Origin of the sequence: Acidovorax sp. FJL06, assembly GCF_003852545.1 — a bacterium.
In the GTDB taxonomy this organism is placed as follows: Bacteria; Pseudomonadota; Gammaproteobacteria; order Burkholderiales; family Burkholderiaceae_C; genus Acidovorax.
Genome location: NZ_QAJR01000001.1, coordinates 54,183 through 69,582, shown reverse-complemented (window position 1 = coordinate 69,582; position 15,400 = coordinate 54,183). Strand labels below are relative to the sequence as shown.

Here is a 15,400-nt window from a genome sequence, read left to right as displayed (position 1 = left end):
CGGAAATCGGATCGTCCCGGCCGGGCGGGCGCGCAGGCAGGCGGGCGGGCACGGCGGGCCGTCACGCCGTGGGCTGTGCGGACGCAGGGTGGTCCGCTGCTGCGCCAGTGCCCGCCGCCACGCGGACGGTGAGGGGCAGGGGCGCGAGCACCTCGCGCAGGCGGGCCATCAGCCCGGCCGCCTCGGGGCTGGCGGCCACGGCCACGCGCACGGCGCTGTCGCCCTCGGGTTGCGCGCTGGGGTGCGGGGCCACGCCGAGTTCGGTGCACACGCCATCGACCAGGGCCTGTACCGTGCGGCAGGCCGCGCGCTGGCGCAGCGCGGGCTTGTAGATCTTGCCCACGTTGGTCACGGGCATGGTGTCGATCACCTGCACCCAGCGCGGGCGGGCCACGGCCTCGTCCACGCGTTCGGCGGTGAAGGCCAGCAGCTCGGCCTCGGTGGCCTCGGCGCCCGGCACCAGGGTGGCAAAGGCCACGGGCAGCTCGCCCGCGTAGGCATCGGGCGCGCCCACGGCGGCACACAGCTGCACGGCGGGGTGGGCGCCCAGCGCGTCCTCGATCACCTTGGGGTCGATGTTGTGGCCGCTGCGGATGATGAGGTCCTTGGAGCGGCCGCTCAGGTGCAGTCGCCCTTGCTCATCCACAAAGCCCAGGTCGCCGGTGGCCAGCCAGCCATTGGGGGTGAAGGCCTTGGCGGTGTCGGCCGCATCGAGAAAGCCCGAGAACAGGTTGGGCGACTGGAACAGCACCATGCCGCTCTGGCCGGGGGGCAGGTCCTGGTCCGAGGCGTTGCCCTGCGCATCCAGCGCCACCACGCGCAGCTGGGTGTACGGCAGCCGCCAGCCCACGCAGCCGGCGGGCGCGTGGACGCCGGGCGGCGTGATGGTGGAAATGCCCGCCATCTCCGTCATGCCCAGGCTCTCGTGCACATGCAGGCCAAACAGCCGCTCGAACCGCACCGCCAGTTCGGGCGCGAGGATGGCCGCGCCCGTGCGGCAGTAGCGCAGCGTGGAGATGTCGGCACCATCCAGCGGCACATTGGCCAGCGCGGCCAGCACCGTGGGCACGGCCGAGAGGTAGGTGCAGCGGTAGCGCTCCACCAGCTGCCAGTAGCGGGCGATGACCTCGCGGTTGCGGAACAAGCCGGTGGTGGGGATGATGGTTTCCACGCCGGCCGACAGCGCCGCGAGCGAGCCCGGCAGCACCCCCGCCACATGGAACAGCGGGTAGCCGTTGATGCCCACGTCCTGCGGCGTGATGCCCTGCATCTGCACGCTGGCCCAGGCGGTGAACACCTGTGCGCCGTGGCTGTGGCGCGCCAGCTTGGGCGCGCCCGTGGTGCCGCCGGTGTGGAAGTACGCGGCGATGTCCGTGGCCGCAATGTGCCGGCCGCTCACCAGCCGGTCGGCGGGCTGGCACAGGCGGGCCGCGAAGTCCATCACGCCCTCGGGCAAGGTGCCTGCGGCGCCGGGCGCCTCGTCGTGCGGGGCCACGCGCAGCACGGTGGTCAGCGTCGGCACCAAGCTGCGCAGGCGCAGGGCCTTGGACCACAGGCCCGAGTCGCCTTCGGCGCCGTAGGCGATCAGCACCTTGGCGCGTGCGAGCTGCATCATGGCCGCGATCTTCTCGTCGGTGAGCATCGGGTTGAGCGGCTGCACGATGCCCGCCGCCTCGCCGCCCCACAGCGCCAGGTGGTATTCGAGGCAGCCGGGCAGCAGCACGGCCACGGCATCCTGCGGGCCCACGCCCAGGTGGTGCAGCAGGTTGGCCGTCTGGTGGATGCCGGTGAGCAGCTGCGCATACGACCAGCGGATGGGCTCGTCCGCCGGGTCGGCCGTGGGCAGGAAGGTCAGCGCCGTCTTGCCGCCAAAGGCGTGGGCGGCGTTGCGGAAGATCTCGTAGGTGCTCTGCACCGGCTGGGCCTGGGCCAGCGGCAGCCGCTCCAGGCGCTCAACGTCCTGCAGGCTGCGGATGGTGGAAGAACGGGCGAAGGCGGGGTTCAGGGGGGCGGCGCTGGGCATCGTGGCGGGTGAAGGGGCAGAGAGGGCATTGTTGTGTTGACAGGATTTCTTGACAATCCCATGAAGCATTGACACTCTGTATGAAAAATTTTGACAAACCACCGGCTGCCGACCGCCTGGACCTCTCGGCCCTGACCCTGCTGGTGGAGATCCTGGACGCGGGCAACCTCAGCCTGGCCGCGCGCAAGCTCAAGATGGGCCGGGCCAACGTGAGCTACCACCTCGCCCAGCTCGAAAAATCGGTGGGCGTGCAGCTGGTGCGCCGCACCACGCGGCGCGTGGAGCCCACCGAGGTGGGGCTGCGCCTGTACGACCATGGCCGCAGCATCGTCAACGAGATCCTGGCGGCGCAGGAGACCATCGCCACCCTGGGCAAGAGCCTGCAGGGCCGCGTGGGGCTGAGCATGCCCGTGGGCTACGGCCAGGTGGTCATGGCCGGGTGGCTGATCGAGTTCAAGCGCCTGTACCCCGGCATCCTGCTGGAGGTGGTGTTCGAGAACCGCGTGAGCGACCTGGTGCGCGAGGACGTGGACATCGCCATCCGCATCATGACCGAGCCCCCACCCGCGCTGGTGGCCCGGCCGCTGGGGGCCGTGCGGTATGTGGTCTGCGCGTCGTGCGGCTATGCCGACGCGCAGGGCCTGCCCCGGCAACTGAGCGACCTGGGGGCGGTGCCGCTCATCTCCGCAGGTTTTATCGGCCGCGAACTGCGCGTGGCCGCCTACCGCAACGGCCAGCGCGAAGAGGTGCTGCCCCGGCCCACGCTGCTGTCCGAGAACATGCTGTTTCTGCGCGACGCGGTGCTGGCGGGCCTGGGCGTGGGCCTGATGCCCGACTACGTGGTGCAGGACCTGGTGGACCAGGGCCAGCTGGTGACCGCGCTCGACGACTACCGCCTGAGCGTGTTCGGCACGCAGATGTTTTTGCTCTACATGCCCAACCGCTACCAGACCAGCTCGGTGCGCACGCTGATCGATTTCATCCTGGCCAAGGTGGGCGAGGGCCGCGCGGCCGCCCCGGCGGCGCGCCCATAATGCCGTGGATGTCCACTGCGCGCCCCCCAGCGCCCCTTTCATGAACACCCCCAACCCCCCCAAGCGTTTTTCGATGATCCGTGAGTTCCACCTGGCGGACTGGTTCACGCTGGGCAACGCGTTCTGCGGCGTGGGGGCCCTGTTCTCGGTGATGTCGTACCTGGAGACGGGCGACATCCTGCACATCCACTTCGCCTGCGCCCTGGTGCTGGCCGCGCTGGTCTTTGACGTGCTCGACGGCCGCATCGCCCGCTGGCGCCAGAAAAGCTCGGCCATGGGCCGCGAGCTGGATTCGCTGGCCGACGTGATCTCGTTCGGCGTGGCCCCGGCCATCATCGCCTACGGCTGCGGCATGCAGGGCCTGTACGACCGCATCGTGCTGGCCTACTTCGTGGCCTGCGGCGTCTCGCGCCTGGCGCGCTACAACGTCACGGCCGAAACGCTGTCCGAAGGCACGGGCAAGGTGAAGTATTTCGAGGGCACGCCCATCCCCACCTCCATCGTGCTCGTGGGCCTGCTGGCCGTGGCCGGCGCGATGGGTGCGGTGCGCGAGCACCTGTGGTTCGGCAAGGTGTTGATTGGCGGCTTCACGCTGCACCCGCTGGTGCTGCTGTTTGCGGCCTCGGGCTCGTTGATGATCAGCCGGATCAAGATTCCGAAATTCTGATTGCTTCTGAAAAGATAGCTGCTAGCGCTTGATGGGCAAGCGCTAGCAGCCACTTTTGTTCAATCTCAAGGGGTGGCAGGCCGCCGGTTCACCAGCACAATGCCCGCCGCCACCAGCACCAGGGCCCCCAGCAGCCCGGGCGTCACGGGCTCACCCAGCCACCAGGCGCCAAACAGCAGCGCAAACACGGGGGTGAGGAACACAAACACCGAGATCTTGGTCGCCGGGTAGTGCGCCAGCATCCACATCCACGCCAGGTAGCTCACAAACGCCCCCACCAGCGCCTGCGCCAGCAGCGAGCCCCAGGCAAACGCACTGAACTGCCAGACCCAGGCCTCGCCCAGGCCCAGCGACAGCACCGGCAGCAACGCCGTGCTCACGCCCACCTGGTAGAGCAGCTGCTTGGCGGGCGCCACGCGCGCCAGGGGCGTGGTGCGGATGACCACCGTGGTCAGCGCCCACATCAGCCCCGCCGCCAGCCCGAGCAGGTCGCCCAGCCAGGCCTGGGGCTGGGCGGCATTGGCGGGGCCCAGCAGCCCATCGCCCAGCGCCAGCCCCACGCCCACAAACGCGGCGGCCAGGCCCAGCCATTGCCTGCCCTGCAGCCGCTCGCCGGGGATGAAGCGCGGCAGCAGCAGCGCCACCCAGAAGGGCGAGGCATACAAAAACACCGTGAGCCGCGAGGCGCTGGTGTACTGCAGGCCCAGGTAGATGCACGCAAACTCGCCCGCAAACAGCGCCCCGGCCAGCAGCCCGGCGCGTGCGGCCCCGGCGGGCTCGGCCCTGCTGGCCAGCGGCACGCCGCGCCACCGGCACCAGGCCGCCACGGCCACCGTGGCCAGCGCAAAACGCACAAAGGCCTGGAACACCGGCGCCACCTCGGCCACGGTGGCTTTGACCAGCACCTGCTGGAAGCCCCAGAACATGCAGCAGGCCAGGAGCAAGGAGATGGCGAGGGCGTCGATGTGGGTTTTGCGGGTGGAATGCATCGGGGGATTATCAAAGGGGGGTTGCGCGCGGTTGGTCGCCTGGGCGGCGCGGCCGGGGGAGGCCCCATTTCTGGGCGCCCCACAGCGCTGGAACAGGCGCTTACATGGGCCCACGGTACACTTTGTGCCTTCTGACACCGGTTCCCGCGCTCCTTTCCACACCCCCATTCATGGCCCTTACGACGGCGGCCCAGGCCCGCACCAGCTTTGACCTCAAGAGCGCCTCGCTGCCCGTGGTGGCCGTGCTGCTCAAGACCACCGACGCCGCGCAGTTCATGGCCGATCTGGCCGAGCGCGTGGCCGATGCCCCGGGCTTTTTCGACAACGATCCGGTGCTGATCGACCTGGCCCCCGTGCGCGAGGCTGAAACGCCCATCGACTTTGCTGCCATCGTGGCCGCGCTGCGCCACCACAGCACCCTGCCCGTGGCGGTGCGCGGTGGCAACCCCGCCCAGATGGAGGCCGCGCGCGCCGCCGGCCTGGCTGCCGCGCCCGATGCCCCCCCCGCCCGCGCCGAGGCGCCGCCCGTGCAAGAGGTGGTGCGCGAGGTGATCCGCGAAGTCGAGGTGGAAGTGGTGCGCGAAGTGCCCATGCCCGGCCCCGGCACCGTGGTGGTGGACAAGCCCCTGCGCTCGGGCCAGCAGGTGTATGCGCGCGGCGCCGACCTGGTGGTGATGGCCGTGGTGAGCTTTGGCGCCGAGGTGATTGCCGACGGCAACATCCACGTCTATGCCCCGCTGCGCGGCCGCGCCATTGCCGGGGCGCGTGGCAACACCGAAGCCCGCATCTTTTCGACCTGCCTGGAGCCGCAACTGGTCTCCATCGCGGGCATCTACCGCACCACCGAGACCGAGCTGCCCGCCGACGTGCGCGGCAAGCCGGCCCAGGTGCGGCTGGACGGCGAGAAGCTCCTCATCGAGCCGCTCGCCTGACACAGACGGAACCCCTCTTCATTCGTATCAACCCCACAGAGAATCAGCAACACATGGCCAAAATCGTCGTCGTGACCTCCGGCAAGGGTGGCGTGGGCAAGACCACCACCAGCGCCAGCTTTGCCACCGGCCTCGCCCTGCGCGGCCACAAGACCGCCGTGATCGACTTTGATGTCGGCCTGCGCAACCTGGACCTCATCATGGGCTGCGAACGCCGCGTGGTGTACGACCTCATCAACGTGATCCAGGGCGAGGCCAACCTGAACCAGGCGCTCATCAAGGACAAGCAGTGCGACAACCTGTTTGTGCTGGCCGCTAGCCAGACGCGCGACAAGGATGCCCTCACGCAGGACGGCGTGGAGAAGATCCTCAAGGACCTGGCCGCGATGGGCTTCGAGTACATCGTCTGCGACTCGCCGGCCGGCATCGAGAGCGGGGCGCTCATGGCCATGCACTTTGCCGACGAGGCGCTGCTGGTGACCAACCCCGAGGTGTCCTCGGTGCGCGACTCCGACCGCATCCTGGGCATGCTGGGCAGCAAGACCAAGCGTGCCATCGACGGCGGTGAGCCGATCAAGGAGCACCTGCTCATCACGCGCTACAACCCCAGCCGGGTCGAAGACGGGCAGATGCTGTCGCTCGAAGACATCCAGGACATCCTGCGCATCAAGCTGATCGGCGTGATCCCCGAATCGGAAGTGGTGCTGCAGTCGTCCAACCAGGGCACGCCGGCCATCCATGCCCAGGGCACGGATGTCTCGGAAGCCTACAAGGACGTGATCGACCGCTTCCTGGGGGCCGAAAAGCCGCTGCGCTTCATCGAGGCGGAGAAGCCCGGCTTCTTCAAACGCCTGTTCGGGAGCAAGTAAGCCATGGCATCCTTTCTCTCCTTCCTGCTCGGCGAAAAGAAGAAGACCGCCAGCGTGGCCAAAGAGCGCCTGCAGATCATCCTGGCGCACGAGCGCAACGGCCGCAACGCCTCCGAGCCCGACTACCTGCCCGCGCTGCAGCGCGAACTGGTGGCTGTGATCTCCAAGTACGTGAAGATCAACCCCGAAGACCTCAAGGTGCACCTGGAGCGCCAGGACAACCTCGAAGTGCTGGAAGTCAAGATCGAGTTGCCGGACACGGTGAGGTGATCTCCCCCTGAGTCGCTTCGCGCCTTCCCCCCCTCTCTCTCGCATTGCTGCGCAATGCGGGGAGGGGGACGCCCCCAGCGCACGCAAGCGAAGCGCCGCCTTCGCGCCCTGGCGGCCCTTGCGCGGGGGCACTGGTCTCGGCCGCGCCAGTTTCATCGGCCGAGCATAAGACAATGAATCTTCGGAAGATCGCAAGCCATGCTGTCCCATGTGTTCATCGGCGTGAACGACTTTGACCGGGCGATGGCGTTCTACCGCCCGGTGCTGGAGCGTTTGGGCCTGGTGCTGCGTTTCACCGAGCCGGCCCGCCCCTGGGCCGGGTGGCAGACCCCCGGGGTGGCGCGCCCGCTGTTCCTCATTGGCCGGCCTTTTGACGGCTTGCCCGCGATGCCCGGCAACGGTGCGATGAATGCGCTGCTGGCCGCCGACCGCGCCACGGTGGACGCCGTGCACGCGCTGGCCCTGCAGCACGGCGGCCGCTGCGAAGGCCCGCCCGGCCTGCGGCCCGAATACCACGCGCACTACTACGGGGCGTATTTCCGCGACCCGGAGGGCAACAAGCTCTGCGTGTGCTGCCACGGCGACGCCTGAATCTTTGCGCTTCCGCCCCCTCTGGCGGCCCGATAATTGCTTTGAACCAAGGGTTAACCCCAGGGCGTGTCACTCTTCCATTCCCCCACGCGAAAGCCAGCCAGGCCGTGCAGTGCGGCGTCTGCTTTGTCGGGCGGCTTGCCAATAGCCCGGCTATTGGCCGCGCCCCCCTTCGCGCATCCATCCGCATTGCGCGGCCAGCGCGTGGGGGAATGGAAGAGTGACACGCCCTTATCAAGGCCATTCAGTGGATACAACCTGGAAACTCAGCTGGCAGCGCGCACGCAACCATGAGGGCTTCACCCGCGGCGCGCGGGCTTTTGTGGCCCTGGCCGCCGTGTTGGCCTGTGGCTGGTGGGCCGGCTGGCAGGCCGAGCTGATGCCGGTGCTGCTGGGCGTGATTGCCAGCGCGCTCACCGAAACCGACGACAGCTGGCGCGGGCGCCTGCGGGCGCAGTGCCTGGCCCTGGCGTGTTTCGGCCTCCTGGCCTGGGCGGTCTGGGCCACGGTGTCTTGGCCCTGGGTGCTGATGGGGGTGATGGCGGTGTCGGCCTTTGCCATCACCATGCTGGGGGCGCTGAGCGAGCGTTACCGCGCCATCGCCTTTGGCTCGCTGATCCTGTTCATCTACGCCGGGCTGTCGGCCCACAGCAGCCGCGCCGGAGCGGGCGAGGCCATCCCCCGGATGCTAGCGGGTGCCGCCTGGTACGGGGGGGTGTCGGTGCTGTGGCACGCGGTGATGCCGCGCGCGCCCGTGCGCTACCGGCTGGCCAAGCTCTACGCCCTGCTGGGTGAATACCTGCGCCTGAAGGCGCTGCTGCTTGAGCCCGTGCGCGATGTGGACCTGGAGCAGCGGCGCATGGCGCTGGCGCTGCACAACGGGCGCGTGGTCGATGCGCTCAACGCCGCCAAGGAGAGCCTGATCAGCCGCATGGGCCGGGGCACGCCGCCGCCGTGGTTGCAGACGGCCATGCACCAGTACCTGGCCGCGCAGGATGTGCATGAGCGCGTGAGTTCGTCGCACGAGCATTACGACCTGCTGGCCCAGTCGTTTTTCCACAGCGATGTGCTCTACCGCTGCCAGCGGGTGCTCACGCTGCTGGGCGAGCAGGCGCTCAAGCTGTCGGGGGCGATCGCGGCGCAGTCGGTGCCGCAGCACTGGGGCGTGACGGCCCGCGCGATCGAGGACATGCAGGCCGCCGTGGCGCACTTGCAGGCGCAGGCACAGTCCAGCGGCGCTGTGCCCGCGCCCGCCCAGGCCCGGGCGCTGCGGTCCTTGCGCGCGCTGGGCGACAACCTCACGGCACTGGCCGGGGTGTTTGCGGGTGCGCTGGCGTTGCCGGCCCAGGGGCACGAAGGGGTGCTGGACCATGCGCTGTTCGACCGTGAGCCCCGCAGCCTGGGCGATGCCTGGGGCCGCGTGCGCGCGCACTGGCAGCTGCAGTCGCCCTGGCTGCGCCACAGCCTGCGCCTGAGCCTGTCGCTGGTGGCGGGCTTTGCCATCATGCAGGCCACGGCCGACCCGCATGGCTACTGGATCCTGCTGACCATCGTGTTCGTGAGCCAGCCGCAGTACGCGGCCACGCAGACCCGCCTCATGCAGCGCGCCAAGGGCACGGCCATGGGGCTGGCGCTGGGCTGGGCGCTTATCCAGCTGTTCCCGGGCGCGCTGGTGCAGGCCGCGCTGCTGGTGCTGGGCGGGGCCGTGTTCTTTGGCGCGCGGCACAGCCGCTATACGCTGGCCACGGCGGCGGTCACCACCCTGCTGCTGCTGAGTTTTCATCAGATGGGCGCGACCCAGGGCGTGATCTCGGCGCGCTTGCTCGAAACCGTGGTGGGCTGCGCGATTGCGGCCGTGGCCTCGTGGCTGGTGCTGCCCTCGTGGCAATCGCGCCACTGGCCCCGGCTGGCGGCCCAGGCGTTGCAGACGCAGGCCATCTACCTGCGCGAAATCTTGGCCCAGTACCAAAGCGGCAAATGCGACCACCTGGCCTACCGCCTGGCGCGGCGCAATGCCCACAACGCGGATGCCGCACTGTCCAACTCGTACAGCGCCATGCTCAAGGAGCCCGCACGGGTGCGCCGCCAGGCCGAGGTGGCCGCGCATTTCCTGTGCCTGTCGCACACCCAGCTCAACTACCTGTCGGCCCTGGGGGCGCAGCGCGGCGGCGCGGCCGCCCAGCCCATGGACGAGGCCACGCGGGCGCTGGCGCAGACGCTGCTGGTCTCGCTGCAGCAACTGGCCCTGGAGCTGGAGCGCGCGCAGCAGCAGCAGCCGTCCAGCGGGCGGCGCCGCAGCCGGCGCACCCACAGCGCCCCGGCCGTGGCGCAGGTGCTGCGCGAATGGGGCACGGTGCCCGCGGCCCCCAGCGCGCACAGCCTGATGGCGGCGCAGCTGCAGCTGGTGGGCAAGGTGTTTCCGCAGATCCAGGCGCAGGCGCGGCGGTGGGGGGAGCCCTAGTCCACTGAATCCGAGAAATCGGCGGTGCGTGAGGGTCTGGCAAGGCCGCAATCTAGGCGCCGGGCGCAGCCGGGTTGGACACCCGGCGAGCACGGCAACGACGAGTGCGGCCTTGCCAGACCCTCACCCTGCGGGCCGGGGCTGCGGTGGACGCGCGGCGGCGTTGCCTGCCTTGCCAAGGCAGCCAGCCTTGGCTGCGCCAGGCGCCTTGCCGCGCACCCACCGCAGCCTCGGCGCACCGCCGATTTCTCGGATTCAGTGGACTAAGGCCCCTCCGCTGCGGGGCTCCTACAACGGGTGCTCGGTGTAGAACTTGCCGCCGTGGTACAGCAGGGGCGATATGCCCTCGCGGTGCTCGCAGCGCTCGACCTCGCCCACGAAGATGGTGTGGTCGCCCTCCTTGTACTGGCTGCGGTTGAAGCACTCGAACGTGGCGGCGGCACCGGCCAGCAGGGGGGCGCCGCTGATGCCAGGGCGGTGCTCCAGCCCGGCCCAGCGGTCGATGCCGCGCGTGGCAAAACGCTCGGCCAGGGGCTTCTGGTCAGCGGCCAGCACGTGGATGGCGTAGTGCGAGCCATCGGCAAAGACGGGCATGGAGCTGGCGCCGTGCGACAGGCTCCACAGCACCAGCGGGGGCTCCAGCGACACCGAGTTGAACGAGCTGGCCGTAAGCCCCACCAGCTCACCCGCCGCATTGCGGGCGGTGACGATGGTCACACCCGTGGCGAACATGCCCAGCGCATTGCGGAACTCGCGCGTGGAAAAGCTCGGGGGCAGGGCGAGGGCGGGGCGGGGGGGCGAAGGGTTCACGAAAAGCGGCGCCAGTGGTGGCAACAGGAGGGAACAACTATTATCAGGCGGCACCCTCCACCCCGCTGTGGCAGGGTTTACTTCCGCTTTCCACCGCATGGCCGTTCTTCCTACCTTCACCACCCTGGGCGCGGGCCCCACCGTGCTCATGCTGCACGACGCCGACGGCGACCACCTCACGTTTGCGCCCCAGGTCGAGGCCCTGGCCACGGCCGGCTACCGCGCGGTGGCCTGGGACATGCCCGGCTACGGCCGCAGCGCCCCCGTGGAGCCCTACACCTTCAAGGCCCTGGCGCAGAGCTGCCTGGCCTTGATCGACGCGCTGCAGGGCGGCCCTGTCACGCTGGTGGGGCACGGCATGGGGGCCATGGTGGCGCTGGAGGCGGCCGTGCGCGGCCCGTCCAAGGTGCGCCGCCTGGTGCTGTGCGCGGGCGGGCCCGCGCTGGATGCGCAGGCCGTGGAGGATTGGGTGGCGCCCCGGCTGCGCGCCCTCGCGGCCCTGGATGCCGGCGGCAGCATGGAGCAGCTGGCGCAGACGCTGGTGCCCCAGTTCATCGGCACCGGTGCGCTGCCCGAAGGCGTGCGGCTGGCCAGCCACGCGCTGGCCCGGGTGTACCCGGGGGCCTACCGGCGCGCGCTGGCGGCCCTGCCCACGTTCGACCGGGGCGCCGCCGCCCTGGTGCAGCTGACCATGCCGGTGCTGCTGGTGGGTGGCGACCTGGACCGTTGCACGCCGATGGCGGCCCTGGAAGCCCTGGCCCAGGTGCTGCCCGATGCGACAACGCTGCAGCTGCCCCATGTCGGGCACTGGCCGCAGCTGGAGGACCCCGAGGGGTTTGATGCCGCGTTGCTGGACTTCCTGGCCCGGCGCCGTTGGTTGCACTGACCGGCGGGGGGGCCGGCGCCCGGGCCGGGAGAGGCCTGCCCCGGGCCCTGGCATGATCGCCGCCTCGTATGTTGTTTGCCCTCAAGAAAATCCTGTCCGCGCTGCTGATGCCGCCGGTGTCCAGCATCCTGCTGGCGTTTGTCGGCCTGTGGCTGGCACGCTACCACCGCCGCACGGGCATGGCCGTGGTGGTGCTGTCGCTGTTGTCCGTGCTGGCGTTGTCGTGGCCGCCCGTGGCCGATGCGCTGGTGCGCAGCCTGGAGCGCTATCCCGCCGTGGCCCCCCAACAGCTGCCCCAGGCGCAGGTCCAGGCCATCGTGGTGCTGGGGGGCGGGGCCGACATGGTGGCGCCCGAGTACGGCGTGGACGTGCTCAGCCGGGGCGCCCGCGAGCGGGTGCGCTACGCCGTGTACCTGCAGCAGCAGACGGGGCTGCCCATCCTGGCCACCGGGGGCTCGACGGGCGGCACGCGCGCCGAGGCGCTGGTGATGAAGGACGTGGTGGAGCGGGAGTTCAAGGGCCGGGTGCGCTGGGCCGAAGTGGAATCGCTGGACACCCGCAGCAACGCCGAAAAATCCGCCGCGCAGCTCAAGGCCGCGGGCATCGAGCGCATTGCGCTGGTCACCCACGCCTGGCACATGGTGCGCGCGACGCGGGATTTTGAACGCGCCGGGCTGCAGGTGCTGCCTGCGCCCACGGGCTTCAAGGGCGGGCAGGCGCGCAAGCTGTACCGCGTGCTGCCCCGCGCGTCGGCGCTGGCCGACAGCAGCCTGGCGCTGCACGAATGGCTGGGCATCCTGGCCCAGCACTGGTCGCTGGATCGCTGACGCGATCAGCCTGCGACCGGCGCCATCAGAAAGCTGCCGGCCGCCGCCACGGCCTGCGCGTCCCCTTGCACCGCGCCCGGCGGCCCGCCCTTGCCCCACAGGGCGCCGCCCCAGGCCATCGACAAGAACTGTGCACACAGCGCCACCGAGTCGATCATGGGCTGGGCCTTGCTGCGGTCGCCGCTGGTGGTGATGAGCGCCAGCGTCTTGGCGCCCATGGGCTCCTTGAAGGCCAGACCCGGCACGCGCATCCAGGCGCTCCAGTGGTCCAGGTAGGTCTTGAGTGGCGAGGGGATGCTGTACCAGTAGACCGGCGCCACAAAGACGATGTGCGTGGCCGCCAGCGTGGCATCGAGCAGGGTCTTCATGTCGCCCTCGGGCGGCGCATAGGTGCCCGAGGTGTGGCGCTGGTCCACAAAGGGCGGCAGGTCCATGCGGGCCAGGTGGTGCCAGGTTTGCTGGGTGCCCGCAGGCAGCGCGGCCGCGGCCTGGCGGGCCAGCCATTCGGTGTTGCCGACATGGCCGGGCTCGCGGGTGGAGGTGGTGAGGAACAGGTAGTGGTGCGGTGCAGACATGGCCCGGATCGTACCGGCAGTCGCCCGGGCCTGCCGGCCCGGGTGGGGCAGCCGTTCAGGTGGCGACCATGGTGCGCGGCGCGCGCGCGGCCTCCGCACCCAGGAAGCCGAAGTTCATGGCCGGCACCTGCCCGCTGAGAAGTTCGGCCAGGGCCTTGCCCGAGCCCGCGCCATGCGTCCAGCCCAGCGTGCCATGGCCCGCATTGACCCAGAGCTTGCCCACGCGCGTGCGGCCGATGAAGGGGATGTTGGTGGGCGTGGCCGGCCGCAGGCCGGTCCAGTACTGCGGGTCGCCGCCTTCCTCGGGCGTGCGGGTGTCGCACACGCCGGGCAGGATGGCCTCGATGCGGCGCGAGAGCATGTGGCAGCGCGCGCGGGCCAGCGTGCTGTCGAGTGTCAGGTCCCAGCCATTGAGTTCGATGGTGCCCGCCACGCGCAGGTGGTTGCCCAGCCGGCTCATGGCGATCTTCTTGCCGTCGTCGATGGTGGAGACCATGGGCGCGCCCTCGGGCCGCAGCAGCGGGAAGGTGGCGCTGTAGCCCTTGCCGGGGTAGATGGGCAGATCCACGCCCACGCTGCGCAGCAGCGGTGCGCTGTAAGAACCACAGGCCACCACGACGGCGTCGGCCTTCAATATGAAGTCTTTTTTGCCTCCACCGCCCGGCTGGCGTGCCATGACAGCTACAGAATCAATAGCATTGCCAATCTTGTTGAGGCGCAGCACGTCGTGGCCGTACAGGAACTGTGCGCCCCGTGCGATGCAGCGGCGCGCCAGCTCCTGGGTGAAGACGCGCGCGTCGCCGCTTTCGTCGGTGCTGGTGTAGGTGCCGCCGGTGATCTTGTCGCCGTAGGCCTTGAACGCGGGCTCGATCTGCAGCAGCTCGTCGCGGCTCACCAGGCGGCGCTGCACGCCGTGCTTGCGCATCAGCTCCACGGCGTGGCCGGCGGCATCAAACGATTTCTGGTCGGTGTAAAAGTGGGCAATGCCGCGTTCGAGCCGGTTGTATTCGATGCCGGTGGAGCTGACCAGGTCCTTCAGCGCCGCATGGCTGTAGGCACCCAGCGCCACGATCTGCTGCACATTGCGCTCGAACGCCGCGTCGTTGCACTGCGCGAGGAACTGCAGGCCCCAGCGCCATTGCTGCCAGTCCATCTGCGGGCGGAACAGCAGCGGGGCCTCTTTGTCGAACATCCACTTCAGCGCCTTGAGCGGCGCCTCGCGGTTGGCCCAGGGCTCGCAGTAGCTCACCGAGATCTGCGCCGCGTTGGCAAAACTGGTTTCGAGCGCCGCATCGGGCTGGCGGTCGATCACGATGACCTCGTGACCGCGCTCCAGCAGGTGCCACGCCGTGCTGATGCCGATGATGCCGGCGCCCAGGATGATGGTTTTCATGGATGGCAGTGTGATCCACATTGCGTTCTACTAAAAGCAAAATTAAACTCAATCCAAACGCATCAGTCTGTCTAATGTCTGTCTGTTGAATTGGGGCCACCAGATCGGCCCCTGCTGCCTGTTTGCCGAGTACCCCTGCCATGAGCACCTACGACCCCGCCGCCCTCGAATGCCTTGCCGCCATCGTCGAAGAGGGCGGCTTTGAGCGCGCCGCCCAGCGCCTTAACGTCACGCAGTCGGCCGTGTCGCAGCGTCTGCGCGCGCTCGAAGCGCAGGTAGGCTCGGTGCTCATCGTGCGCAGTCGCCCATTGCGGCCCACGTCGGCGGGGCAGCTGCTGCTCAAGCACACCAAGCAAATGCGCCTGCTGCGCGCCGACCTGGAGCGCGACCTGCAAGAGCTGGCGCCCAGCGCACCGGGGGGCTCGCGAGAAGACGAGCGCATATCCATAGCCATCAATGCCGACAGCATTGCCACCTGGGCCATGGGCGCGCTGCACGACCTGGTGCGCGAGCGCCTGCCGCTCGAAATCATCGTGGACGACCAGGACTTCACGCAGGAATGGCTGCGCTCAGGCCAGGTGCTGGGCTGTGTGACCACGCTCAAACAGGCGCTGCGCGGTTGCAAGATGGTGCCGCTCGGGGCCATGCACTATGTGGCGGTGGCCTCGGCCAGCTATGCAGAGCAGCATCTGCCGCAAGGGCTCACGCCGCACAACTTCCGCGATGTGTCCTTCCTATCGTTTAACCGCAAAGACGATATGGCGGCCGAGTTCGTGGCGCGCGCTTTCGGGCTCAAGCGCGTGGCGTTGAACCACCTTTTTGTGCCGGGTTCCGAGGCGCAGATGCGCGCCGTGGCCGCAGGCTGGGCGGTGGGGGTGGTGCCGGAGTTGCTGGCGCGCGGCCCCATCGCTGACGGCAGCATGGTGGACTTGGCACCCGGCCGATCCCTGCCCATCCAGCTTTACTGGCATTGCTGGAACCTGGAGTCCGAGCTGCTCGATGCCTTGTCGGCTGCGCTGACCGGTGCCGCAGCCCAGTCGCTGGTGTCCTGAGTGAAGTCCTGGGCGTGCCTC

Annotated in this window: 15 protein-coding genes; 10 read left to right on the top strand and 5 right to left on the bottom strand. The window is 69.4% G+C overall.

Annotated features, from left to right (window positions below; all coding sequences use genetic code 11):
• Window positions 1-61: 61 nt before the first annotated feature.
• Window positions 62-2,023, bottom strand: a complete 1,962-nt coding sequence (locus DBV10_RS00285) for an acyl-CoA synthetase (RefSeq protein WP_124509469.1) — start codon at window positions 2,021-2,023, stop codon at window positions 62-64.
• Between the two features lie 116 nt (window positions 2,024-2,139).
• Between DBV10_RS00285 and DBV10_RS00280 the strand changes: the two genes are divergently transcribed.
• The gene (locus DBV10_RS00280) at window positions 2,140-3,057 is read left to right on the top strand and encodes a LysR family transcriptional regulator (protein WP_124509760.1); all 918 of its coding nucleotides are present in this window, start codon (window positions 2,140-2,142) and stop codon (window positions 3,055-3,057) included.
• Between the two features lie 40 nt (window positions 3,058-3,097).
• A complete protein-coding gene (gene pssA, locus DBV10_RS00275) occupies window positions 3,098-3,724 on the top strand; it encodes a CDP-diacylglycerol--serine O-phosphatidyltransferase (RefSeq protein ID WP_124509467.1) in 627 nt (208 codons plus the stop codon).
• Window positions 3,725-3,789: 65 nt separating this feature from the next.
• On the opposite strand, the gene DBV10_RS00270 is transcribed toward pssA, so the two are convergent.
• Window positions 3,790-4,713: a DMT family transporter gene (locus DBV10_RS00270; RefSeq protein ID WP_124509465.1), complete on the bottom strand. Its 924-nt coding sequence runs from the start codon at window positions 4,711-4,713 to the stop codon at window positions 3,790-3,792.
• Between the two features lie 170 nt (window positions 4,714-4,883).
• On the opposite strand from DBV10_RS00270, the gene minC reads away from it, so the two are divergent.
• The 5 genes from minC (at window position 4,884) to yccS (ending at window position 9,836) form a co-directional block, all read left to right on the top strand.
• Window positions 4,884-5,645: a septum site-determining protein MinC gene (gene minC, locus DBV10_RS00265; protein ID WP_124509463.1), complete on the top strand. Its 762-nt coding sequence runs from the start codon at window positions 4,884-4,886 to the stop codon at window positions 5,643-5,645.
• Between the two features lie 53 nt (window positions 5,646-5,698).
• Window positions 5,699-6,514: a septum site-determining protein MinD gene (minD, locus tag DBV10_RS00260; protein WP_124509461.1), complete on the top strand. Its 816-nt coding sequence runs from the start codon at window positions 5,699-5,701 to the stop codon at window positions 6,512-6,514.
• A gap of 3 nt (window positions 6,515-6,517) precedes the next feature.
• The gene (minE, locus tag DBV10_RS00255) at window positions 6,518-6,784 is read left to right on the top strand and encodes a cell division topological specificity factor MinE (RefSeq protein ID WP_056163087.1); all 267 of its coding nucleotides are present in this window, start codon (window positions 6,518-6,520) and stop codon (window positions 6,782-6,784) included.
• Between the two features lie 198 nt (window positions 6,785-6,982).
• Window positions 6,983-7,375, top strand: coding sequence for a VOC family protein (locus DBV10_RS00250; protein ID WP_124509459.1), 393 nt, complete (start codon window positions 6,983-6,985; stop codon window positions 7,373-7,375).
• 247 nt (window positions 7,376-7,622) lie between these two features.
• Entirely contained in the window at window positions 7,623-9,836 is a 2,214-nt protein-coding gene (gene yccS / locus DBV10_RS00245; RefSeq protein WP_124509457.1) for a YccS family putative transporter, read from the top strand.
• A 288-nt stretch (window positions 9,837-10,124) separates the two neighbouring features.
• Here yccS and DBV10_RS00240 read toward each other — a convergent pair whose 3' ends face one another.
• Window positions 10,125-10,646: a flavin reductase family protein gene (locus DBV10_RS00240; RefSeq protein ID WP_124509455.1), complete on the bottom strand. Its 522-nt coding sequence runs from the start codon at window positions 10,644-10,646 to the stop codon at window positions 10,125-10,127.
• Window positions 10,647-10,743: 97 nt separating this feature from the next.
• On the opposite strand from DBV10_RS00240, the gene DBV10_RS00235 reads away from it, so the two are divergent.
• Entirely contained in the window at window positions 10,744-11,532 is a 789-nt protein-coding gene (locus tag DBV10_RS00235) for an alpha/beta fold hydrolase (protein WP_124509453.1), read from the top strand.
• Between the two features lie 68 nt (window positions 11,533-11,600).
• On the top strand, window positions 11,601-12,359 hold the full coding sequence (locus DBV10_RS00230) for a YdcF family protein (RefSeq protein ID WP_124509451.1): 759 nt from the start codon (window positions 11,601-11,603) through the stop codon (window positions 12,357-12,359).
• A gap of 5 nt (window positions 12,360-12,364) precedes the next feature.
• Here DBV10_RS00230 and DBV10_RS00225 read toward each other — a convergent pair whose 3' ends face one another.
• Both DBV10_RS00225 and DBV10_RS00220 read right to left on the bottom strand, forming a co-directional pair.
• Window positions 12,365-12,934: an NAD(P)H-dependent oxidoreductase gene (locus tag DBV10_RS00225; protein ID WP_124509449.1), complete on the bottom strand. Its 570-nt coding sequence runs from the start codon at window positions 12,932-12,934 to the stop codon at window positions 12,365-12,367.
• Between the two features lie 55 nt (window positions 12,935-12,989).
• Window positions 12,990-14,327, bottom strand: a complete 1,338-nt coding sequence (locus DBV10_RS00220) for a D-amino acid dehydrogenase (RefSeq protein WP_124509447.1) — start codon at window positions 14,325-14,327, stop codon at window positions 12,990-12,992.
• A 140-nt stretch (window positions 14,328-14,467) separates the two neighbouring features.
• Between DBV10_RS00220 and DBV10_RS00215 the strand changes: the two genes are divergently transcribed.
• Window positions 14,468-15,379 (top strand): LysR family transcriptional regulator ArgP, encoded by a 912-nt coding sequence (locus DBV10_RS00215; protein WP_124509445.1) that lies wholly within the window; start codon window positions 14,468-14,470, stop codon window positions 15,377-15,379.
• Window positions 15,380-15,400: the final 21 nt, after the last annotated feature.

Bases quoted from the DNA above. Each gene is read 5' to 3' on its own strand.
- DBV10_RS00285 (WP_124509469.1), bottom strand. From the start codon at position 2,023: ATGCCCAGCGCCGCCCCCCTGAACCCCGCCTTCGCCCGTTCTTCCACC.
- pssA (WP_124509467.1), top strand. From the start codon at position 3,098: ATGAACACCCCCAACCCCCCCAAGCGTTTTTCGATGATCCGTGAGTTC.
- DBV10_RS00270 (WP_124509465.1), bottom strand. From the start codon at position 4,713: ATGCATTCCACCCGCAAAACCCACATCGACGCCCTCGCCATCTCCTTG.
- minC (WP_124509463.1), top strand. From the start codon at position 4,884: ATGGCCCTTACGACGGCGGCCCAGGCCCGCACCAGCTTTGACCTCAAG.
- minD (WP_124509461.1), top strand. From the start codon at position 5,699: ATGGCCAAAATCGTCGTCGTGACCTCCGGCAAGGGTGGCGTGGGCAAG.
- minE (WP_056163087.1), top strand. From the start codon at position 6,518: ATGGCATCCTTTCTCTCCTTCCTGCTCGGCGAAAAGAAGAAGACCGCC.
- DBV10_RS00250 (WP_124509459.1), top strand. From the start codon at position 6,983: ATGCTGTCCCATGTGTTCATCGGCGTGAACGACTTTGACCGGGCGATG.
- DBV10_RS00235 (WP_124509453.1), top strand. From the start codon at position 10,744: ATGGCCGTTCTTCCTACCTTCACCACCCTGGGCGCGGGCCCCACCGTG.
- DBV10_RS00230 (WP_124509451.1), top strand. From the start codon at position 11,601: ATGTTGTTTGCCCTCAAGAAAATCCTGTCCGCGCTGCTGATGCCGCCG.
- DBV10_RS00225 (WP_124509449.1), bottom strand. From the start codon at position 12,934: ATGTCTGCACCGCACCACTACCTGTTCCTCACCACCTCCACCCGCGAG.
- DBV10_RS00220 (WP_124509447.1), bottom strand. From the start codon at position 14,327: ATGAAAACCATCATCCTGGGCGCCGGCATCATCGGCATCAGCACGGCG.
- DBV10_RS00215 (WP_124509445.1), top strand. From the start codon at position 14,468: ATGAGCACCTACGACCCCGCCGCCCTCGAATGCCTTGCCGCCATCGTC.